The 18,158-nt window shown below is 45.3% G+C and carries 16 protein-coding genes; 1 reads left to right on the top strand and 15 read right to left on the bottom strand.

Features of this window, described 5'->3' with window-relative positions:
* Positions 1-128 precede the first annotated feature (128 nt).
* From LACSTY_RS01830 to LACSTY_RS01770, 13 genes are all read right to left on the bottom strand, one after another.
* Entirely contained in the window at positions 129-1,853 is a 1,725-nt protein-coding gene (locus LACSTY_RS01830) for a putative frv operon regulatory protein (protein WP_087911490.1), read from the bottom strand.
* A gap of 1 nt (position 1,854) precedes the next feature.
* On the bottom strand, positions 1,855-3,021 hold the full coding sequence (locus tag LACSTY_RS01825) for a MalY/PatB family protein (protein WP_087911489.1): 1,167 nt from the start codon (positions 3,019-3,021) through the stop codon (positions 1,855-1,857).
* Between the two features lie 185 nt (positions 3,022-3,206).
* A complete protein-coding gene (locus LACSTY_RS01820; protein WP_087911488.1) occupies positions 3,207-4,751 on the bottom strand; it encodes a PTS fructose-like transporter subunit IIBC in 1,545 nt (514 codons plus the stop codon).
* 41 nt (positions 4,752-4,792) lie between these two features.
* Complete coding sequence (locus LACSTY_RS01815) at positions 4,793-5,236, bottom strand: PTS fructose transporter subunit IIA (protein WP_087911487.1); 444 nt, start codon at positions 5,234-5,236, stop codon at positions 4,793-4,795.
* A 182-nt stretch (positions 5,237-5,418) separates the two neighbouring features.
* Entirely contained in the window at positions 5,419-6,885 is a 1,467-nt protein-coding gene (gene xylB / locus LACSTY_RS01810) for a xylulokinase (protein ID WP_087911486.1), read from the bottom strand.
* Between the two features lie 125 nt (positions 6,886-7,010).
* Positions 7,011-7,697 (bottom strand): D-lyxose/D-mannose family sugar isomerase, encoded by a 687-nt coding sequence (locus LACSTY_RS01805; RefSeq protein WP_087911485.1) that lies wholly within the window; start codon positions 7,695-7,697, stop codon positions 7,011-7,013.
* Complete coding sequence (locus LACSTY_RS01800; RefSeq protein ID WP_087911484.1) at positions 7,698-8,678, bottom strand: aldose 1-epimerase family protein; 981 nt, start codon at positions 8,676-8,678, stop codon at positions 7,698-7,700.
* Positions 8,679-8,699: 21 nt separating this feature from the next.
* Complete coding sequence (locus tag LACSTY_RS01795; protein ID WP_087911483.1) at positions 8,700-9,785, bottom strand: PTS fructose transporter subunit IIC; 1,086 nt, start codon at positions 9,783-9,785, stop codon at positions 8,700-8,702.
* A gap of 15 nt (positions 9,786-9,800) precedes the next feature.
* Positions 9,801-10,118 (bottom strand): PTS fructose transporter subunit IIB, encoded by a 318-nt coding sequence (locus LACSTY_RS01790; RefSeq protein WP_049170622.1) that lies wholly within the window; start codon positions 10,116-10,118, stop codon positions 9,801-9,803.
* Positions 10,115-10,588 carry a PTS sugar transporter subunit IIA gene (locus tag LACSTY_RS01785; protein ID WP_087911482.1) on the bottom strand — a complete coding sequence of 158 codons (474 nt, stop codon included), beginning with the start codon at positions 10,586-10,588 and terminating at the stop codon, positions 10,115-10,117. Before LACSTY_RS01785 ends, LACSTY_RS01790 begins: the two co-directional genes overlap by 4 nt.
* Positions 10,589-10,613: 25 nt before the next feature.
* Positions 10,614-11,555, bottom strand: a complete 942-nt coding sequence (locus tag LACSTY_RS01780) for a ketose-bisphosphate aldolase (RefSeq protein ID WP_049170618.1) — start codon at positions 11,553-11,555, stop codon at positions 10,614-10,616.
* A 1-nt stretch (position 11,556) separates the two neighbouring features.
* Complete coding sequence (locus LACSTY_RS01775; RefSeq protein ID WP_087911481.1) at positions 11,557-12,027, bottom strand: PTS sugar transporter subunit IIA; 471 nt, start codon at positions 12,025-12,027, stop codon at positions 11,557-11,559.
* Positions 12,020-13,486 (bottom strand): BglG family transcription antiterminator, encoded by a 1,467-nt coding sequence (locus tag LACSTY_RS01770; protein WP_049170613.1) that lies wholly within the window; start codon positions 13,484-13,486, stop codon positions 12,020-12,022. Before LACSTY_RS01770 ends, LACSTY_RS01775 begins: the two co-directional genes overlap by 8 nt.
* Before the next feature lie 379 nt (positions 13,487-13,865).
* On the opposite strand from LACSTY_RS01770, the gene spxB reads away from it, so the two are divergent.
* Entirely contained in the window at positions 13,866-15,677 is a 1,812-nt protein-coding gene (gene spxB / locus LACSTY_RS01765; RefSeq protein ID WP_087911480.1) for a pyruvate oxidase, read from the top strand.
* 155 nt (positions 15,678-15,832) lie between these two features.
* Here spxB and LACSTY_RS01760 read toward each other — a convergent pair whose 3' ends face one another.
* Entirely contained in the window at positions 15,833-16,570 is a 738-nt protein-coding gene (locus tag LACSTY_RS01760) for a GntR family transcriptional regulator (RefSeq protein WP_087911479.1), read from the bottom strand.
* A 110-nt stretch (positions 16,571-16,680) separates the two neighbouring features.
* Positions 16,681-18,087: a C4-dicarboxylate transporter DcuC gene (dcuC, locus tag LACSTY_RS01755; RefSeq protein WP_087911478.1), complete on the bottom strand. Its 1,407-nt coding sequence runs from the start codon at positions 18,085-18,087 to the stop codon at positions 16,681-16,683.
* Between the last annotated feature and the right edge of the window lie 71 nt (positions 18,088-18,158).

Below are 18,158 nucleotides of genomic sequence, written 5' to 3'. Positions count from 1 at the left end.
TTTGCGATCAAATCTGCTAAAAGCCAGGTTTAGACTGCATTATCAAATCTCTTGCCGTTCGTATAAAACTTATAGCCATGTTTACCTCATGACGCTTTAAAAGGCCTTGTTTTATTTTAAATACGTCTCTAACCCTCAAATTCCCCCATCCCTCTAAGCAGCGCAATAACCTGCTGATAACTTTGAACCTGCCGAATGTTAGCAGTCGAATACTGTCTTAGCGTTTGATACAGGTAGCTAAAAATCGTGTTCTTCTCTGCCTGCGATGTACCCACTAGCACAATGACCATTAAATAGACTTCTTGATTCTCGACCGTCACTTTTTCTTCCGGCTTAATTGCAAATAACCGGTAATCTGAGACACTCGCTGTTACGATGTGTGGTATCGAAATATGATTTAGGACTAATTGATTGCCGGCTTCTTCACGTTCAACGATTCTGACCAAATCCTCTTCAGCCAGTAGCCCCGCGTCAGAAAAGATTTGTAGTCCCTTTTTTAGCGCTGGCAAAAATTTGTCTGTTACAGCGACATTCGTAAAGTGATTTGGCGCTAGCATAGCGGCAATATTGTCGTGATAATATTGCCCATTAACTAACTGTTCAAGCGTTGTCATGTCATCCTCAGACGCAACGGCGGAAAAGGTCAAGGCAAACTTAATTGAGGATCGCTCGATCACATCATTTCTGACATTGGCGATGGCCAAATCAAAGTGCCCTTTTGCATATGCTGATTCTGCTTCGGTCAAGCTGTGAACTGTATCAAGCACAATATTGTGTAGCTTTTGCTGGATAATGGTGGCATTAATCTGCGCTAGTGACATGCGCGGTGCCAAAAAGAGAATCTTAACTGGTTTGACCTCTCGTTGATTAATTGCTTGGACAATATAGAGAGCCAAGAAGTTTGCATCCATCCATATTTGCTTGTCAGCCTTCAACAGTTCATCAGTGACTGCTTGGGCAAAATCAAATGCAACCGGATTTTGCGCGGCAAGTCGTGTAATATCATAGTTGCTTAAAGTACTTAGTGGCCGCGGAAATGCACATTCGCGACCAAAATGCGTGAACAAGGATTCTAACGTTTTTTGCCCGATTGCTTCTAGTTGAAACTTGTCCGCCATGTCGGAAAAACTTTTCATAAGACTTGTGTGCTTAGCAATCAGACCAACCAAGAGCTTCTCACGACTTTGAACAAATTGATTCACCCCAGCTGTTACCGCTGTTTCGGAGTCATACGCTTTTGCCGAAGCCCGACAAATAAAAGCACTGATAACCTGGACTCGCCACTGACTGTCGATGACCCATGTCATATAAGGACAAGCGTTCTGGGCTAAATAAGTGTTAATCCGCTGCGTATTTTCAATTCCCGGAGCAACTTTGGCGAGTAGTTGCGGAAATTCAAAAAGACAGTCTGCGGCAAGATCGATTCGCGTTAATCGTTTCATGTTGATCGTTACACCGGTGCCTGGCCGAGTGGAGATATGCAAAAGATCCTGATAATCACTATTTAAGTCGGTGAGATAATCTGTCACCTGGGCACGAGATAAAAACATATCAGACGTCAGATCACCCATTGCAATGGTCTTTTGCATGCACAAGCGCAGCAGAATTTCGTTGGCCTCATCACGACTCGTATTTAATAGCGTGGTTAATTTACCAGGATTCAGTGTGGTCAAATGGTATTTATTCTGCGCTGTAATACTACCAATGCGATTTTTCTGAATTTCATCATTGATGGCAGCTATATCACGAACAATCGTACGTCTCGATGCTTTTAATTGCTTCGCCAGTTCGTCCCCAGAGAAATCTTGCTGGGACAAAAGGCGTAAGATTTTAACTTCTCTGAGGGGTAGCATACTATCCTTTGATTCCTTTCTTTAAGCGTGCCAGTCCATCCAATAGTTTTTCTTGAGGGCACGCGATGTTCATTCTCAAATAACGCGCATCACCGTATGTCTTCCCCGACATAATCCCCACGTGTCCAATATCAACTAACCGATGTTGTAACGCATCCGAACTCAGCCCCAGACCACTGACATTAATCCAAGCTAAATAGGTAGCATCTGGCAGTGAAAACTTCAATTCTGGCAAGTTTTCATGCAAGTAAGCAACCACTGTTGCCAGATTTTTCTTAGTGTAAGCAACCAGCTGTTCAACATAGTCTGCCGACCCGTTATAAGCAGCGATTTGTGCTAACATGCCAAAAATGCTGACTGAAGACAATGCATTCTTTTGTTTCAGTTCAATCAGAAACTGCGCGCGCAAATCTGGATCTGGCAAGAAAACGTACGACCCAATCAACCCTGGCGTATTAAATGTTTTTGAACCTGAACAACACAAAGCAACATCTTTTAAATCAATGTTTGTTATCGGTTCATAAACATGTGGCAGATAAACCATGTCGCGATGAATATCATCAGAAATCAGGAAGACATGATTAGCTTGGCAAAGCTCGTACAGTCTTCTTAGCTCGGCTTTAGAAAAAATGCGACCAGTCGGATTATGCGGATTTGTCAGTAGGAATATTTTTGTTTGATCTTCGGCTAAGACTGTTTCCAGACTGTCCCAATCAATCTGATATCCTTCATCTGCGGCTCTCAGTCGAACCGGCACCAGCATGCGATCATTCTTTTCAATCGTACCATAGAAGGCATCGTACATTGGTGTGAAGACTGCTACAGCATCACCCGGCTGTGAATTCATCCGAATCAGCGTGGCAATCGTGAAAACAACACTCGGACTATAAACAATCCAGTCAGGATCAACCTTAGTGTTGCCGTCTTTCTCAAACCAGTGCACGATGCTATTCTTGTATGCCTCATGATTCCAACGAGTATAACCATAGATAGGGTGCGCAAATCGGGCCTCTAATGCCTCCTGCACTTCAGCTGGCACTGGGAAGTCCGTATCAGAGATGGAAAAAGGTAAAATGTCATTACGGCCAAATCTATCTGCAATGTAGTCCCACTGTGTGCTAAAAGTGCCGTGTCGATCAATCACGTGATCAAAATCATATTTCGTCAAAATGCATCATCTCTTTCTAAACACGTTCACTGGCGCAGAAACTTGCGTGTAAGGACCTTGGTCGCGATGGCCTAAGCCCGGACATCACGCCCGAGGCCACTTACACTCCAGCTTCTAACCGCGCCAGTTCACGCTCTTCTAAAAAAGTGCAGAGACCTTAGCCCCTGCACCATCACACTCACCAACTATTTCTTTGCAGCCTCTGGGGACACGGTTTTGGCTGTCTGAGCATGTTGCGACGAACTTGCAGAAACAGTCGCACCACTATCGATGATCGTACTTTGTGATTGATCATCCAAAGGTAAGATGCCATTTTTACGCTCTTGGCGTTTGAGCCATGCTGACTTGAACACAATTACGAATAAAACGTTCAAGACAAGCCCAACTGCCAAAGCAATATAATAGGCCCATGCCGGACGAGACAAGCCGATCAATGGATCAAACACACCCAGTCCTGGTGCCAATCGTTCAACCCCAAGTCCCATCGAGACAGCACCAGCAATGCCCCCTGCTAAGGTATTAGCGGTAATCATCGGTACAGGTGCTGCTAATGCATACGGAATCGCTGGCTCGGTCGCCACGGTCATCCCGACTAACATGGCGGGCCAACTTGATTCACGCTCTTGCTTGGTAAATAATCCTGGCTTAAGCCATGTCGCAATTGCTGCAGCCATTGGCGGTAAGACGGTGACTACTCCGGCAATCCCGTACCAAGTGTAAACATGCGAACTAAGCAGTGAGAATCCGAAGAACCAAGCTGTCTTGTTGATTGGGCCACCCATATCAAAGGCTAACATGGCCCCAACCAAGAATCCGCCAGCAATTTTCATCTCTGGTGGGATGCTTCGTAGGAAGCTCAGCAATGCTGCCATCAGCCAAGCCATCGCTGGTCCTAACAAGTAATAGGTCACCAACCCAAAGAGCAACAGTGTGACAAACGGAATAATCAGGAACCCTAACGTTGACTGGAAGGTCTTGCCTAACTTCACCTTCCGGAACGCTTTAACAAAATAACCAACACTTAAACCAATGACAATCGCGCCAAGGAAGCCAGCCCCGCCTTGTGTGCCCAAGATAGCTGGCGTATTGGCAAGATACGTTACCAAGAAAGCCGGTGCCAAGGCAGGCTTGTCACCGATTGAATACGCAATGTAAGCACCCATGATCGGGATCATCATCGTAAAGCCCAATCCACCGACAGTGTTCAGCACCCAAGCAAGCGACGCCATCTGCCCGGCCTTTGGTGCAACATTGGCCGCACCAAATTGGACCATCAGACTACCTAAGGCCATCAACAAGCCACCGCCAATAACAAATGGCAGTGCGGCCGAGACGCCGGCCATCAAGTGACTCATAATCCCATCAGTTTGTTCACGGTCACCTAATTGAACTTTTGAAGCCGTGTATAAATGGGCTTCGTCGTGCAAATTATCAAAAATGACATTAATCTTTTTCAATGCTTCGGAAACCGGTAGCTCAATGACTTGTTTGCCATTGAAACGTGCTTTGTCTTCGGAACTCATGCCCTTGCCAAGTGCCAAAATCACGTAGTCAGCTGCGGCAATTTCTGCAGGGGTTAGCTTATTTTCAATTCCGTTAGCTCCTTGAGTTTCGACGTGTACTTCATATCCCAAAGACTTAGCTTTTTGTTCAATTGCCTCGGCCACCATGTACGTGTGTGCAATCCCAGCAGGACAGTTAGTGACACCAACAATTTTCAAGTTTGCCATGATACTCTCCTCCTCGTTACCAGATAGCTTTCACATTACGATTACTGAATCGTCTTATTAATCAGTTCGTAGACTTCGCCTTGACTACCGTTCTTCAAAACATCAACAAACTCTGGGTGAACCAGCTGACGACTGAGTTTTGCTAATAATTGCAGATGAACACCTGCTTCAGCTGTCGGGACAATCAGACTGATGAATGTGTTAGCGGGTTGGCCATCAAGTGATTGCCATTCAATCGGCTGCTGGCTTCTCCCAAAAATAATCGTTGCTTTGAGGTTGTTGTCCGATTTCGAATGAGGAATGGCCACCCCGTTGCCAAATCCGGTTGTTGACTCTTCCTCTCGAGCTAAATAATCCGAAAACAAAGCAGCAGCATCTTTAACAGCACCCATTGCATAAGCTTTTTTCGCCAAATCTTCCAGAATTTCTTTTTGAGTTGTACCTTGAAGATCCATGATCATATTATCTTTTGTGAACATTGCCATTTTGTCTGTCCCTCTTTTCTATCTTACAGTCCTAATACTAAATGATTCCGCTTACAAACTTAATCACCTTTTTGTCACACAGGTGTGACATCAAAAATTTCTTCTGTTATGAAGATGCAAAAATACTTCCACACCAAAAAAACGCCCGATTCGCTCGGACGTCATTCAAGAGTTCCTAAATCCTATACAAGTCGCTGATACAACTTTTGATACTCCTTATAGATCAGCTCATAAGCACCACGGTTACTGGCAATCGGCGTATAGGTATCGCCATACCGCACCAACGCGTTAATGGCCGAGCTGGCATCTGGATACCATCCAGCCGCCACGGATGCGACGAGAGCTGCGCCATACCCCGGGCCTTCATCAACAACTGGTACCTTAAGCGGCAAATCGAAAATGTCTGCCTGCATTTGTGCCCAAAACTTGTTTTTGGCACCGCCGCCGATCGCAATCACTTCAGTCGGCAAAACGCCGAACTGGCGATATAAATTGAGGACATCATTAAGCGAGAAAACGATGCCTTCTAAAACGGCCCGAGCAAAATCATTAAAAGTTGTTCCATTTGAAATACCAATAAAACCACCGCGAACGTGGGGGTCAAAATAAGGCGTGCGTTCTCCTGACAGATATGGCGCAAATAGGACACCATTAGCGCCAATTGGTGAGGATGTGGCATCGTGAACAATGGTTTCAAACGGCTTGTCGCCACCAAAAGTATCGCGAAACCAGCTAAGCGAATTACCAGCAGCCAATGTAACGCCCATCGAATAAAAATGTGACTTAAGGGCGTGTCTTTCCAGTTGAAGCCTTCCTTGATATTTTAAATTCAGGCTCTTTTCTGGATGCAACACCACTCCGGAAGTGCCAATGCTGGACATTAACTGGTCCTCTTTGACAACGCCAGCACCAATCGCGCCCATGGCATTATCAGCACCGCCAACGGTCACCGGCGTTCCTGCCAAAAGTCCACTAGCTTCGGCAGCGGCTTTCGTCAAACCACCGACAACTGTTCCTGAATCCATTAATTCTGGCATCCAGCTAAGCGGTATCCCGAAATGATCAAGAACAGTCTGACTCCATGTACCCTTGGCAATGTCGAGATAACCCGTCCCTGTCGCATCTGAATAGTCAGTCTCCAGTCTACCCGTCATGCTTAGCCGCAAATAATCTTTCGGCAGCAGCACTTTTTCGATTTGCTGCCAAATAGCTGATTCGTGTTTTTGCATCCACAATAGTTTGGGCAACACATACCCTTCAACGGCACGATTTCCGGTAACATCAACATAACGTTGCCCCATCTGCGCTTGAATTGCTTCAACTTCCAACGAAGAGCGCGTATCGTTCCACAAAATGGCATTCCTTAGCGGTTGCTGATCAGCGCTTAAAGCAACTAAACCATGCATCTGCCCCGAAAAGCCAATCGCTTTAACGGCTTCCCTTGAAATCTGGTTAGCAGACAAAACGCCGCGAATGGCTTTAAATGTTTGCGTGACCCACTCCTCGGGGCGTTGTTCGTTATAGCCGTTTTGGGGGTGAATCAAAGTTAGCGGTTCAGCATGCGTATAAAATTTTCCGCTTCGTTGTAACGCCATCACCTTCACTGAGCTTGTTCCTAAATCAATCCCCAGGACAACATCATTTGTCATTTTCTACCTCCTCGATCACGGATAACATTGTTCAACGATATCACATCCCCAGTGCACACACGTACTAACTGATCATTTATGCTGTTTTAAAAAAGCCTGAAGCACCAACGTCTTCAGGCATACCTTTATACCAACTTCTTGTAATCACCGAACAACAGACGATATGGTGCCTCGTCTTCATCAATATCCGGCACACGTGGTATATCTTTCAGAAAACGATTATCAATATTGTCATCGTTTGTCGATGAAACTTCCCAAACCATGACGTCGCCAGAGTTAGGCTCAACGTTCCATTTATGGTAAATCCGGGTCGTCGTCGTGAGACTTTCTCCTGGCTGAAGCGTGACCACTGTTCCAGGATCCAGCACCAATTGATGCCCATCTTTGACAATATGCACTTGGCTTTCTTTATCCAACTCTTCATCTTTCGTAGCATTCCAAACCGTGATTTGAAGATTCCCGCCACCGCGGTTAATGGTATCTTCTTCTTTTAACCGGTGGAAATGATAAGGCAACTCTTGTCCTTCTTTTAAAAGTAGCACCTTCTCACAATAGGGCTTGGGGTACTTCTTCGGTTCCTTGTAATTGCCATTCCGAAACGTAAACGCCACTAATCCATATTCCTGAAAATTTCCTGAGCCAAAGTCAGTCACGTCCCATCCAAGCATGTTATCCGTGATCTCTTGATAAGACTCATCGACATTTTGCCATTGTTCTGGCGACCAGCGCCCAAAAGGCGGTAAAAACACCTGATGTTCTTTGAGAAAAGTTTCTGAATCCTTCAAAATATGATTGATTGCAGAGCGTTTCATTTAGTCCGACACCTCCATTTTTGAAAACTCAACCTCTAAGTCAAACGTGACTGCCTCATTAGGTTCAATCGTTTTTAATGTTCCATCGCGTTTTGCCGCTTCGAGTCCATTAACATTATTGGTGGCAGGTTCTAACCCAAGTACATAGTTTTTGGTTTGAGTCAGTTTCCATTCATTCAAGACCGACAGCATTGAAGGTGAAATCGTCACCGTTGCTTGCAACTCGGTTGTTGGACTCAAAAGTCGGTATTGAAAATCTTTATCACTTTGATCCGCGAAATCATGAAAGTAAACTTTTTCTGTCGTGCCAGGCTGGGGCTGATCGAACTGGTTCCAGTCAATCGCCAACTTCCCGTCGCGATCGGTTGGGTTGACTGTATTCATTATTAATCGCGTATCAGGGCTGAAGAAAGGATACCCAAAGTTCATGTGATACAGCATCATTAACGGTGACGTCTGCACGCCTTCATTCGTCACAACATCATGAATTTTTATTTTTGTCTCCGTCTTGGGTATGACGACTTCGCGCTTCAACAATAAATTCACGCCGAACATTGATGTTTCACGCACAGCACCGGATACTTTTACGACTGATGAGGTTGTCTGATGTTCGAAATTTTCAGCTGGTGCATTACTAATCGTTCCGTGCAAGCCCAGTTGCGGTTCGTCAGAAGCACCCATATAACTCAAGCCACCGGTTGTCAAAAAGCCGACATTGAAATTCCGCATAAATCCCTGACTGCCATTTTCAACAAAATAGGTGCTATTCACTAAACCAGTCGACGACATAAACGAAATATTGATGCCATGGACCTTTAGCTCCGGAATATCCATCCCTCTGTCTGGCGTCACCAGTAAACTCAAGCCAGCCTGGTTGTACATCCGAATAGCTTTCAAACCAGTCGCCTTACCCTCAAGAAACTGGACTAACTGGGCACCAGAAGTTTGCGCTTCATTACCTATAAATGCCTCACTTGTCATGTGGCAGCTCCTTAGATTGGCTTAATCCGAAATTTTAAGATCTTTGAGATTCAAGTCCTCTTCTTCTTTTTCTTCCTGTATATCTTCAGTAGAAACCGGCTTCTTTAAAATGAGATAGACAAGTGCCGTGACAACACTGCCGATGATCAATGCAATGATAAATGCCCATGGCCGGGACATGGTCGGCACCGCGAACAGCCCACTGGCGGGAATCTTTGAGTCGGCTCCCCATAACATGGAGAACCCTCCGCCGACAGCCCCACCAATACCGGTCGCCACAATACTTCGCCATAAATCATTTAAGACAATCGGCAAACTACCTTCCGTGATTTCGACCAATCCCATCGGAAAAGCAGTTTTCAAGGTTTCGACTTCGAGTGGCGTATAGATATTTTTGTGAACCGCCTTGCCTAAGAAGTAAGCCAAGGTATAGCCCATCGGCGTCACCATCGAAGCTAGAATCAAAACGGTAATCGGCTGATTAATACCTTCAGCCTGTAGTGCCAAGACAAAGGCAAACACGGTTTTATTGATCGCGCCACCGTAATCAATCGAGGCCAAGACGCCGATGATCATCCCATAAAGGAACTTCTGACTTGTATCCAGTGTCTTCATATAACCTGTGAGCCATACCGTTCCGGCTGCAATCGGCCCACCCAGAACATAAAATATGAATAGTCCGGCGATGAGTGATGCCAAAAAGGGAATGATTAACGTTGGCATTAAGCCTGCTGCCCACTTCGGCACCTTAACATAAGCGATCACGATAAGCGCTGCCCAACCGGCTACATAGCCACCGATTAAACCACCAAGGAATCCTGCCCCGATCACTCTGGAAATGAGTCCCACCAGAAGTCCTGGCGCAATCCCCGGTTTATCGGCAATTGCAAAGGCCACGCCTGTTGAAACGACGATCGGCAACATACCAAGAATTAAACCGCCCATAGTCGAGAAGGCATCCCAAATATTGGCCATTCCTTTGACGGCTTCTAAGTTCTTACCACCCATAATGTTCCCAACCGCAAGTAAGAAACCACCAGCAACTACGACCGGAATTAAATATGAAATCGCAGTAAGCGCAGGTTGTTTAATCTGAATCTTTTTCATCAGTCCTCACCTCGTTTAACTGGGCTGCCCAGTTAGCTCATGAAGTTTGGCAATGAGCTTCTTGGGACTTTTAATCGCAACATCAGTTGGCACCTCAACAACCTTCTTGCCAGCGAAACGTTCTCTGCCTGAAATTTTGACGTCAATAGCCAGCAAGACAATATCAGCCTGGCTAATTTCTTCAGGGGTTAATGCGTCTTCTGTGCCAATGGTGCCCTGTGTTTCAACGTGTGCGGTGTCCCCGGCATCTTTGGCAGCCTGAAGAATCTTTTCCTTAGCAATATAAGTGTGCGCAATTCCCGCTGCACATGCGGAAATACCAACAATTTTCATTGTTCCAGACCTTCTTTCTCAGTGAAAGCCGCTATGACTTCTGCCGGACTGGTAGCTTTTTTAAGCTTCGCAATGACCTCTTCATGTCCCAGTCTCGCGGCAAATAACGAAAGTAACTTTAACTGATTACGAGCAGACGCCGTGTCATTGCTGACGGCGAACAAAATGACAATCGACACGCCTTTTCCGTCTAAGGTTTCCCATTCGATCGCGTGGTTGAAAATGCCAATAGCCACCCCAACTTTGGTCACATAATCACTTTTCCCATGTGGAATCGCAATTCCGTCCCCAATGCCTGTCATGCCTTCCTGTTCTCTTAGATAAATGTCTTGAACAAAAGAAGGAACATCATTGATATAATCAGCCGCTTTCAGTGTTTCTGACAGTTGGGTGATGGCATCCCGCTTTGACGGTGCCTCTAAATTAAGCTTGATCAACCTTGGATCAAGCACGTCTTCAATTTGTTCCATAAAATCAGACTCCCTTTCAGATACATCAGGCGCTGAAATGTTCAACTTGGAAGTTCTTAACGTCATAAGGAATTTCGTTAACCGGCTCATTTTGGTAATACAGCTTGGTCCGATCGACATCGCCGAATAATTTGATCTTCTGTGCGACAACTTTTTGGGTCGCAATCATTGGTGATGGGAACAGGACTTTAGGTTCCCGAATTTCGTCTGGGTCGTTTTCGTTAAGCACCGTCCGTAAGTCTTTGGCAAAGGCAATCTTAATGTCACTAGAGATATTAATCTTATTAATGCCGTACTCAATCGCTTCCGCAATCTTGTCATCCGGATTGTCTGAAGCACCGTGTAAAACGAGCGGGACATCAACGGCTGCTGCGACGGCCTTAACAATTTCCGGCTTCAGCTTCGGTTTCACATCTTTTGGATACAGACCATGGGCTGTGCCAATCGCAATCGCCAACGAATCTACGCCAGTTGCTTCAACAAATTCCTTGGCAGTTTCCGGATCGGTGTATTGCACATTGTCGGTTAAATGACCTTCAACATCATTCCCTGTGTCAGCGATGGTACCTAATTCAGCTTCCACTGATACGCCGGTTGCATGCGCTGCTTCAACAACTTTTTGGGTCAACGCAACATTGTGTTCATAATCCGTCAACGAAGCGTCAATCATCACGCTGGTGAATCCAAGGTGGATAGCGTGAATCACCTGTTCATACGAAGCCCCGTGATCAAGATGCAACGCAATCGGCAAATCTGTATGGTTAGCGGCATCAATGACCTGAGCGACAAAACTGTCTCGTAGAAAATCAAGCTCGGTTGGGTGAATCGCCATAATAAACGGTGCTTGCAATTCCTCGGCCTTCTCCAAAGTTGCCGTAAATAATTGTCCTGAACCTGCATTGAATGCCGGAATGGCAAAGTGATGTTCCTTAGCGACTTGCAATAAACGATCTCCAGATACTAACATGTTATTTTTCCTCCAATTGTTGTTTAATGACGGCAATCGTGGCTTGCGATTGCTTCGTGTCTGATATTTTTTGTAAAAAGTTCGGTAAAGCTAATGCCATAAAGAAATGCTTGATATCATCTGCTTCTTGTTCGGTAATGCCCGCCTTACCCATTAAAATGGCCAAAACATGCGTGATAGGATGGCCGTCTAAATCTTCCCAGCCCTGAATACCTTGGGGATAGTTGAAAATGCCAAGGATAGGCGATTGGCGGCCATTTAAGACGGCGTGGGGGATGACGATTCCTGACGTTAAAGAAGTGTTGCCGATACGTTCTCGTTCTAAAAAAGCCGATTGGATCTGGGCAACCTCTTGTCCAGAAACTTTTGCCAATGCAGCAGAAATCGCCCTTAGGACAGCTTGTTTATCGACAGGCCTTTTTATCTCTCCCTCCGAAATAGGTTCAAAGCGAAGTATCACTGGTTTAACCATCTCGCCGCCCCCTCAATGCTTCTTCAACCTTTTCTTTATCTTTCGCTGTAAACATAGCGCTTACTAAAACTTGCGGAATGTGTTTTTGTTCGGGAAGATTAATCGTGCTGATAAGGATATCTACGTCTGGATGTTTAGCTAACGACTTTCCTAGATTCAGATTCGAGATCACATCCAGGATTTCCAGTTCGGGCAAATCTTTACGAATTTTGGCGCTAATGAGTTCAGACGATCCAAGACCAGTCGTACAAATCACGATTGCCTTCTTTGGTTTCTTTGAACTTTCCACGTATTTGGCAATGTAAAGCGAAAGAAAACCGACTTCATCGGCAGAAATTTCAGGTAAATCAAACTTCTTGGTTAGCTTTCCCGCGGCATGAAGCACTGATTGATAGACTTTAGGATATTCGTCTTGAATTTCCTTCAGTAAGGCATTGGGAAGGCGGATATTATTCTCCAAACGATTCAACATCGGTGCGACATGTGAAACGAGTTCATCGATCATCGCCGGCGCGTCATCGGGCAATTGAACATCTTGAGAAACCAACGTTATCAGAGCGTCGGAAAACGTATAAGCTGATGTCCCCGCTTTTGTTTTGAAGTCCGTTCCGGTAAATCGCGCCGAAATTAAATACTGAAACAAGTAATAAACTTCATTCTCCGATATCGGTGCGCCAAGATAGTTCTCCAAGTTGTGTTTGACAATCTCGCTGACGCTGAAGAGATCTGGATAGTTATGCACCTTATCTTTTAATCGGGTAATATCGCGATCCTCAATCGGAAGCTTGACAAATTTACGAATTCTACTGATCAACACATAGATATGCGAGAATAAGTTCACATCGTAAGGGTATGGCAGATCCGCTTTTAAAAATTGCTCGACAACATCCACTTGTTTAAGTGCAAAGGTTGCATCATGTTCCGCCAATCCTTGTTTCACCGCTTCAAAGTTCACGGTTGTGTCTTTGCTCAAGCCAAGAATCACCTCCATCAAAGCATCGCGAATGTCTTTTTCCTCACCTCGAATGCTGAGTGTTCGGTTAACGCGCGTAACGGTCAAATCATACTTTTTCAACCAAGGTTCTAAAGAGCTGACATCGCTTTGAATGACAGATTCACTAACAAAGAAATCCGCTGCTAAGTCGGCAACTTTTAATTTGGAAGGTGTTGCTAACAATAATCGCTTCAACAGTTCCTTTTGCCTTTCTGCTGGCAGCGAGAGATCTCGCGGCGATTTGCCACTCAGTCTACTTAACAAAAAACGTTCATAGTCTAGTTTGTAACCACGACCCTTCTCAGATGTAATCACGTTATTGCCATAAGCACGATTGATGCGGCTCACAACCCGCTGAATCGTCTTGTAAGAAACCTGAAGCTTTCCGGCCAGCTCATTAGAAGTCATGAAACCTTGTTGGTCTTGAAGTAGATGAATCACTGACTGCGCAAGATCGGTGGTCATCTGGTCTCATCTCCTTCCATCATCATTATCGCAAGTTGATTAGAAAGCGCTTACAGAATTCTGTCCTTTGGAGGGGACACAAAAGTTACCTTTCTAAACCAAATCCAACATGTCAACTATACGGTGGCCAACCCTATCATTGGAAGCATTCAAACTTTCAAAATACTAAGACGATGTTTTGCCTCTGCATCCAAGCCAACTCAAAAGATCTCATCAACGATAAACAAGACTCCCGTTTTCCAAAAAACACTAAAAAAACAGCGCCACACCGCCTCTCAACGTGTAAGCGCTTGCCCTTAATTTGAAGGCATGCTATATTAAAACCGTTAGATTGTGCAAAATTTAATGGCGCAAAGTATTTCAACAACAACGAGGAGAGATGTTGAAAATGACCAATGATCGTTCAACCATTGCCGCTGGTCTTGCTGTCGTGAAGGTTTTGGAAGCATGGCAGGTGGATCATTTATACGGGATTCCGGGTGGCTCGTTTAATTCAATCATGGATGCTTTATCTGCCGAAAAGGAGAACATCCATTATATTCAGGTTCGGCATGAAGAAGTCGGGGCGATGGCCGCGGCGGCTGATGCGAAGCTGACGGGGAAAATTGGCGTCTGCTTTGGCTCAGCTGGACCGGGTGGCACGCACTTAATGAACGGGTTGTACGATGCGCGCGAAGACCATGTGCCGGTGCTGGCATTGATTGGCCAGTTCGGCACGACCGGCATGAATATGGATACTTTTCAGGAAATGAATGAAAATCCGATTTATGCTGACGTTGCCGCTTATAACGTGACCGCCGTTAGTGCCAGAACTCTGCCGCACGTGATTGATGAAGCTATCCGCCGTGCTTATGCTAACCAAGGTGTGTCGGTGGTTCAGATTCCGGTTGATCTGCCATGGCAGGAGATTCCCCAAGATAGCTGGTATGCTTCAGCCATCAATCACCAAAAGCCACTTTTGCCGGTTCCTGACCCTGACTTGGTGAAGAAGCTGACGCAACAATTAGTCGACTCCAAACGTCCAGTCATCTACTACGGCATCGGCGCATACACCGCCGGCAAGGAGCTGCAACAACTTAGCGAATTGCTGAAGATTCCACTTATGAGTACTTATCCTGCTAAAGGCATTGTTCCTGACAGTTACCCAGCATACTTAGGCTCCGCCAACCGCGTCGCCCAAAAGCCAGCGAATGAAGCCTTAGCCCAAGCAGACACGGTGCTATTTATCGGTAACAACTATCCTTTTGCTGAAGTCTCGAATGCTTTCAAGAACACCCAGCATTTCTTACAGATTGACGTGGATCCGGCTAAATTAGGCAAGCGTCACCAAGCAGAAGTTGCCATTTTAGCTGATGCCAAAGCGACCTTGCAGCAAGTGCTTGAGCAAGTCAGCGAACGCGAGGAAACGCCATGGTGGAAAGCCAATCTTGCCAACCGACAAAATTGGCGTGACTATCTAAGCAAACTGGAAAACAAACAGTTTGGTGAGCTGCAAGCCTATCAGGTTCTGAAGGCAGTTAATGATATTGCGGATGAAGATGCGATTTTCTCGATTGACGTTGGCGACATCAACTTAAATGCCAACCGGAATCTGAATTTAACGCCGAAAAATCGTCACTTCACATCAAACTTATTCGCAACGATGGGCGTCGGCATCCCCGGTGCCATCGCAGCCAAGCTGGACTTCCCGGATCGTCAAATTTTCAACCTATCCGGAGACGGCGGCGCAGCGATGACCATGCAGGATCTGGTCACGCAGGTCCAATACCACCTGCCAGCCATCAACGTGATCTTCACCAATAAACAATATGCCTTCATTAAAGACGAACAAGAAGACACCAACAAAAACGACTTCATTGGTGTCGAATTTGATGACATTGACTTCAGCCTAGTTGCCAAAGCTGTCAATATGAAAGGCTTCCGGGTCACCAAAATCGAAGACCTGGCTCCAACCTTCGCCAAGGCAAAAGAGATCGCCAAAACAGAACCAGTTTTAATTGACGCAGTGATCTCCGGTGATCGGCCGATGCCAGTTGAAAAGCTGCAACTCGACCCAGCTAAATTCTCCCAAGAAGAAATCGATGCATTCGTCAAACGTTACGAAGCGCAAGAGCTGCGGCCATTCGCTGATTTCTTGAAGGAATCGGGATTGTCTGTACGTGATGCCGATAATAGTGAAGGCGGGTTCTAGTTAGTCGGTGGTTGTTGATTAACATTAACGGTTCATTATTTTCCTCCTTTAGTGCATGAGAAAGCCGCCCTGATTTTCGAAAAGGAAAATCAGGGCGGCTTTTTTGTGGTATGGAACTTTTTCAAGTGGTAGTTGGCTAATTAGAATTGATTGCGTCAATCCACCGGACTAATTTGACTTTGTAAATCATGCTGAATTCTAACAACGTTCACTCTAAATAAATTAGCAGGAATATAGTGTTTGTTTTGCAAGAGCCTTTCGCCATTCAGGCCAAAGATGTCTTCTGTCATCAAAATTAACGGGCTTGTGTCACTAAAGGTGCGGCGAAACGATTTCTGCTGGCGATCAGACAACGTAATCGATACCGATGAGCTTGAAGCTTTTTGATAAACGGATTTCTCCAAAAAGTTAACGATACTATCTGGCTGGTTCAAGTTAATGCGAAACATGGTCACTGTTTCTGGCAACAGAATAGCCAACGTGTTCCCAATATTCTCGCCATTATTCTGATACCAGATATTAAATGTGTCATACGGCTCGTCGTGACTGTCAAACAGCTGGTCTGTGAACTCACTCGGTTGGTTTTCGTGATAGTAAGCCTCCCGCCGCTCAATTGTCGGCACAAGCCCTTTTAGTATCGGATTGCCTAGCGTTTCGATACCACTCGTCTTTTTTTCTCCGGCCTCGACAAAATGTCCTTGTCCGTGAATGCTGCGAATCAAACCGTCTTCTTTAAGCAACGACAAGGCTGTACGTAACGTCACGCGACTAACCTCAAACTCATTGGTGAGTACCTCCTCAGAAGGGAGTTTAGAACCTGGCGCTAGTTGGCCTTGTTTGATCATCTTCAAAATCTGGTTGTAAATTTGAACATACTTCGGTGAACGATGCATTGTCTTTCTCCACTTTCAGGCTGAATTATGACTTAATTCATTCTACCATGAAAGCAGCATCACCATTTTACCATCTACCAAACCGGAATAATTGAACTTAATTGTCAGGCCTAGAAAAGTATCAGGGACATAACAAGCATCATCACGACACCGAAGACCATCGGCACCGACGTTCTTTTAACGATTTGAATAGGTGATAATTTGGTTGTTCCTGCCACAATCAACACTACCGCAGCAACTGGTGAAACCGCGCGTAGCAAGTTGCCGGCAAGTTGAAGCGGAATTGACAACGCGACTGGATCAATCCCCGCAGCCTTGGATAGTGGAATGATCAGTGGAATCATCGCAAAAACCAACGCTGTGCCACTGCCACTTAATAGAACAATGACCGCGGTGAACAGAACCATAACAATTGGCAGAACGATGCCCGACCCACTCATATGCGTCATCGAATTCTGAATTAGCTCAATGATGCCCAAGGAAGTCAACCCTTGCACAAAAGTTTGGGCGGCCACCAGCAAGGCAACAATGCTCATTACATCGCCCATTCCAGTGAAAAAGGAATTAGTGCCTTTAAGCACGTTTTGAACTTTTCGTTTGGCAAGCAATTCAACGATCACTACCACAACAAAACTGATCAACGTTACCAATTGAACGTTAATATTTAACTTTGTGCCAGCCACTATGTTTGTAAAGAAAATCGCCAATAGCAAAACAATGGGTAGCAATGGTAATAAACCATAAACAAACGCAGTTAAACCGTGGTAGGAATTAACATCTTCCTTTGAGTCAACGCCGTCATCGTGGTTCTCTGCAACCTCTTTATCGTAGGTCAGTGTCTCTGGATCAACCTTATCTTCATGCTTTTGCCAGAAATAATGAACCACTGCAATCGCTAACAATGTCGGAATTGAAACCAGCGCATGGCTTTTAAAAACATAGTCTGTCACGGCCATATGCAATTGGGCCGCAACCGCAACATTATCTGAACCTAAGGGCGTTGGAACAATGGTCGCCGATGTGCCAATAATAGCTGCTGCTGACAATCGACTCATGCCTGCTGCCCGCAAAACCGGGTATAAAGTCGCCAACAAAATGATGGCCAAGTTAGACGCACTGGGAATGACGAGTGATAGCAAGTTGCCGATCAAGAAGACAATCGGTATTAGGATATAAACCGATCGAATCTTGGCAATTGGCTTGGTTAACGCCTGAATTGTGACGTGATTAGCGCCGATGTGACTCATATAGGCGCTGTATCCGCCTAAAATCAGAATGACAAAGCCAGGACCGACAAGCGTATTAGTAAACTGATCTACCACTGCCTGAAAAGGATCAAGCCACACGGTCCCAGTCGATGCAGAGACTTTGATTTTATTCCCTAGAAAGATAGCAAGATACATTAACGTAATACCAAGAACCAATAATGTCATCTTGATGTCGTTCTTCTTCAACAGCATGTAAACTAAGATGGCAACGGCTAGAATACCGATAACCGAGACAAGAATTGCATTCATTATGTCATCCCCCTCATGAAAAACATCGCCACCCTCGTGTTTTCATAAGAGAATGGCACCTACTGTCTTTC

Source organism: Lacticaseibacillus styriensis, assembly GCF_030770295.1.
GTDB lineage: Bacteria > Bacillota > Bacilli > Lactobacillales > Lactobacillaceae > Lacticaseibacillus > Lacticaseibacillus casei.
This window is presented reverse-complemented; position numbering and strand designations above follow the sequence as displayed.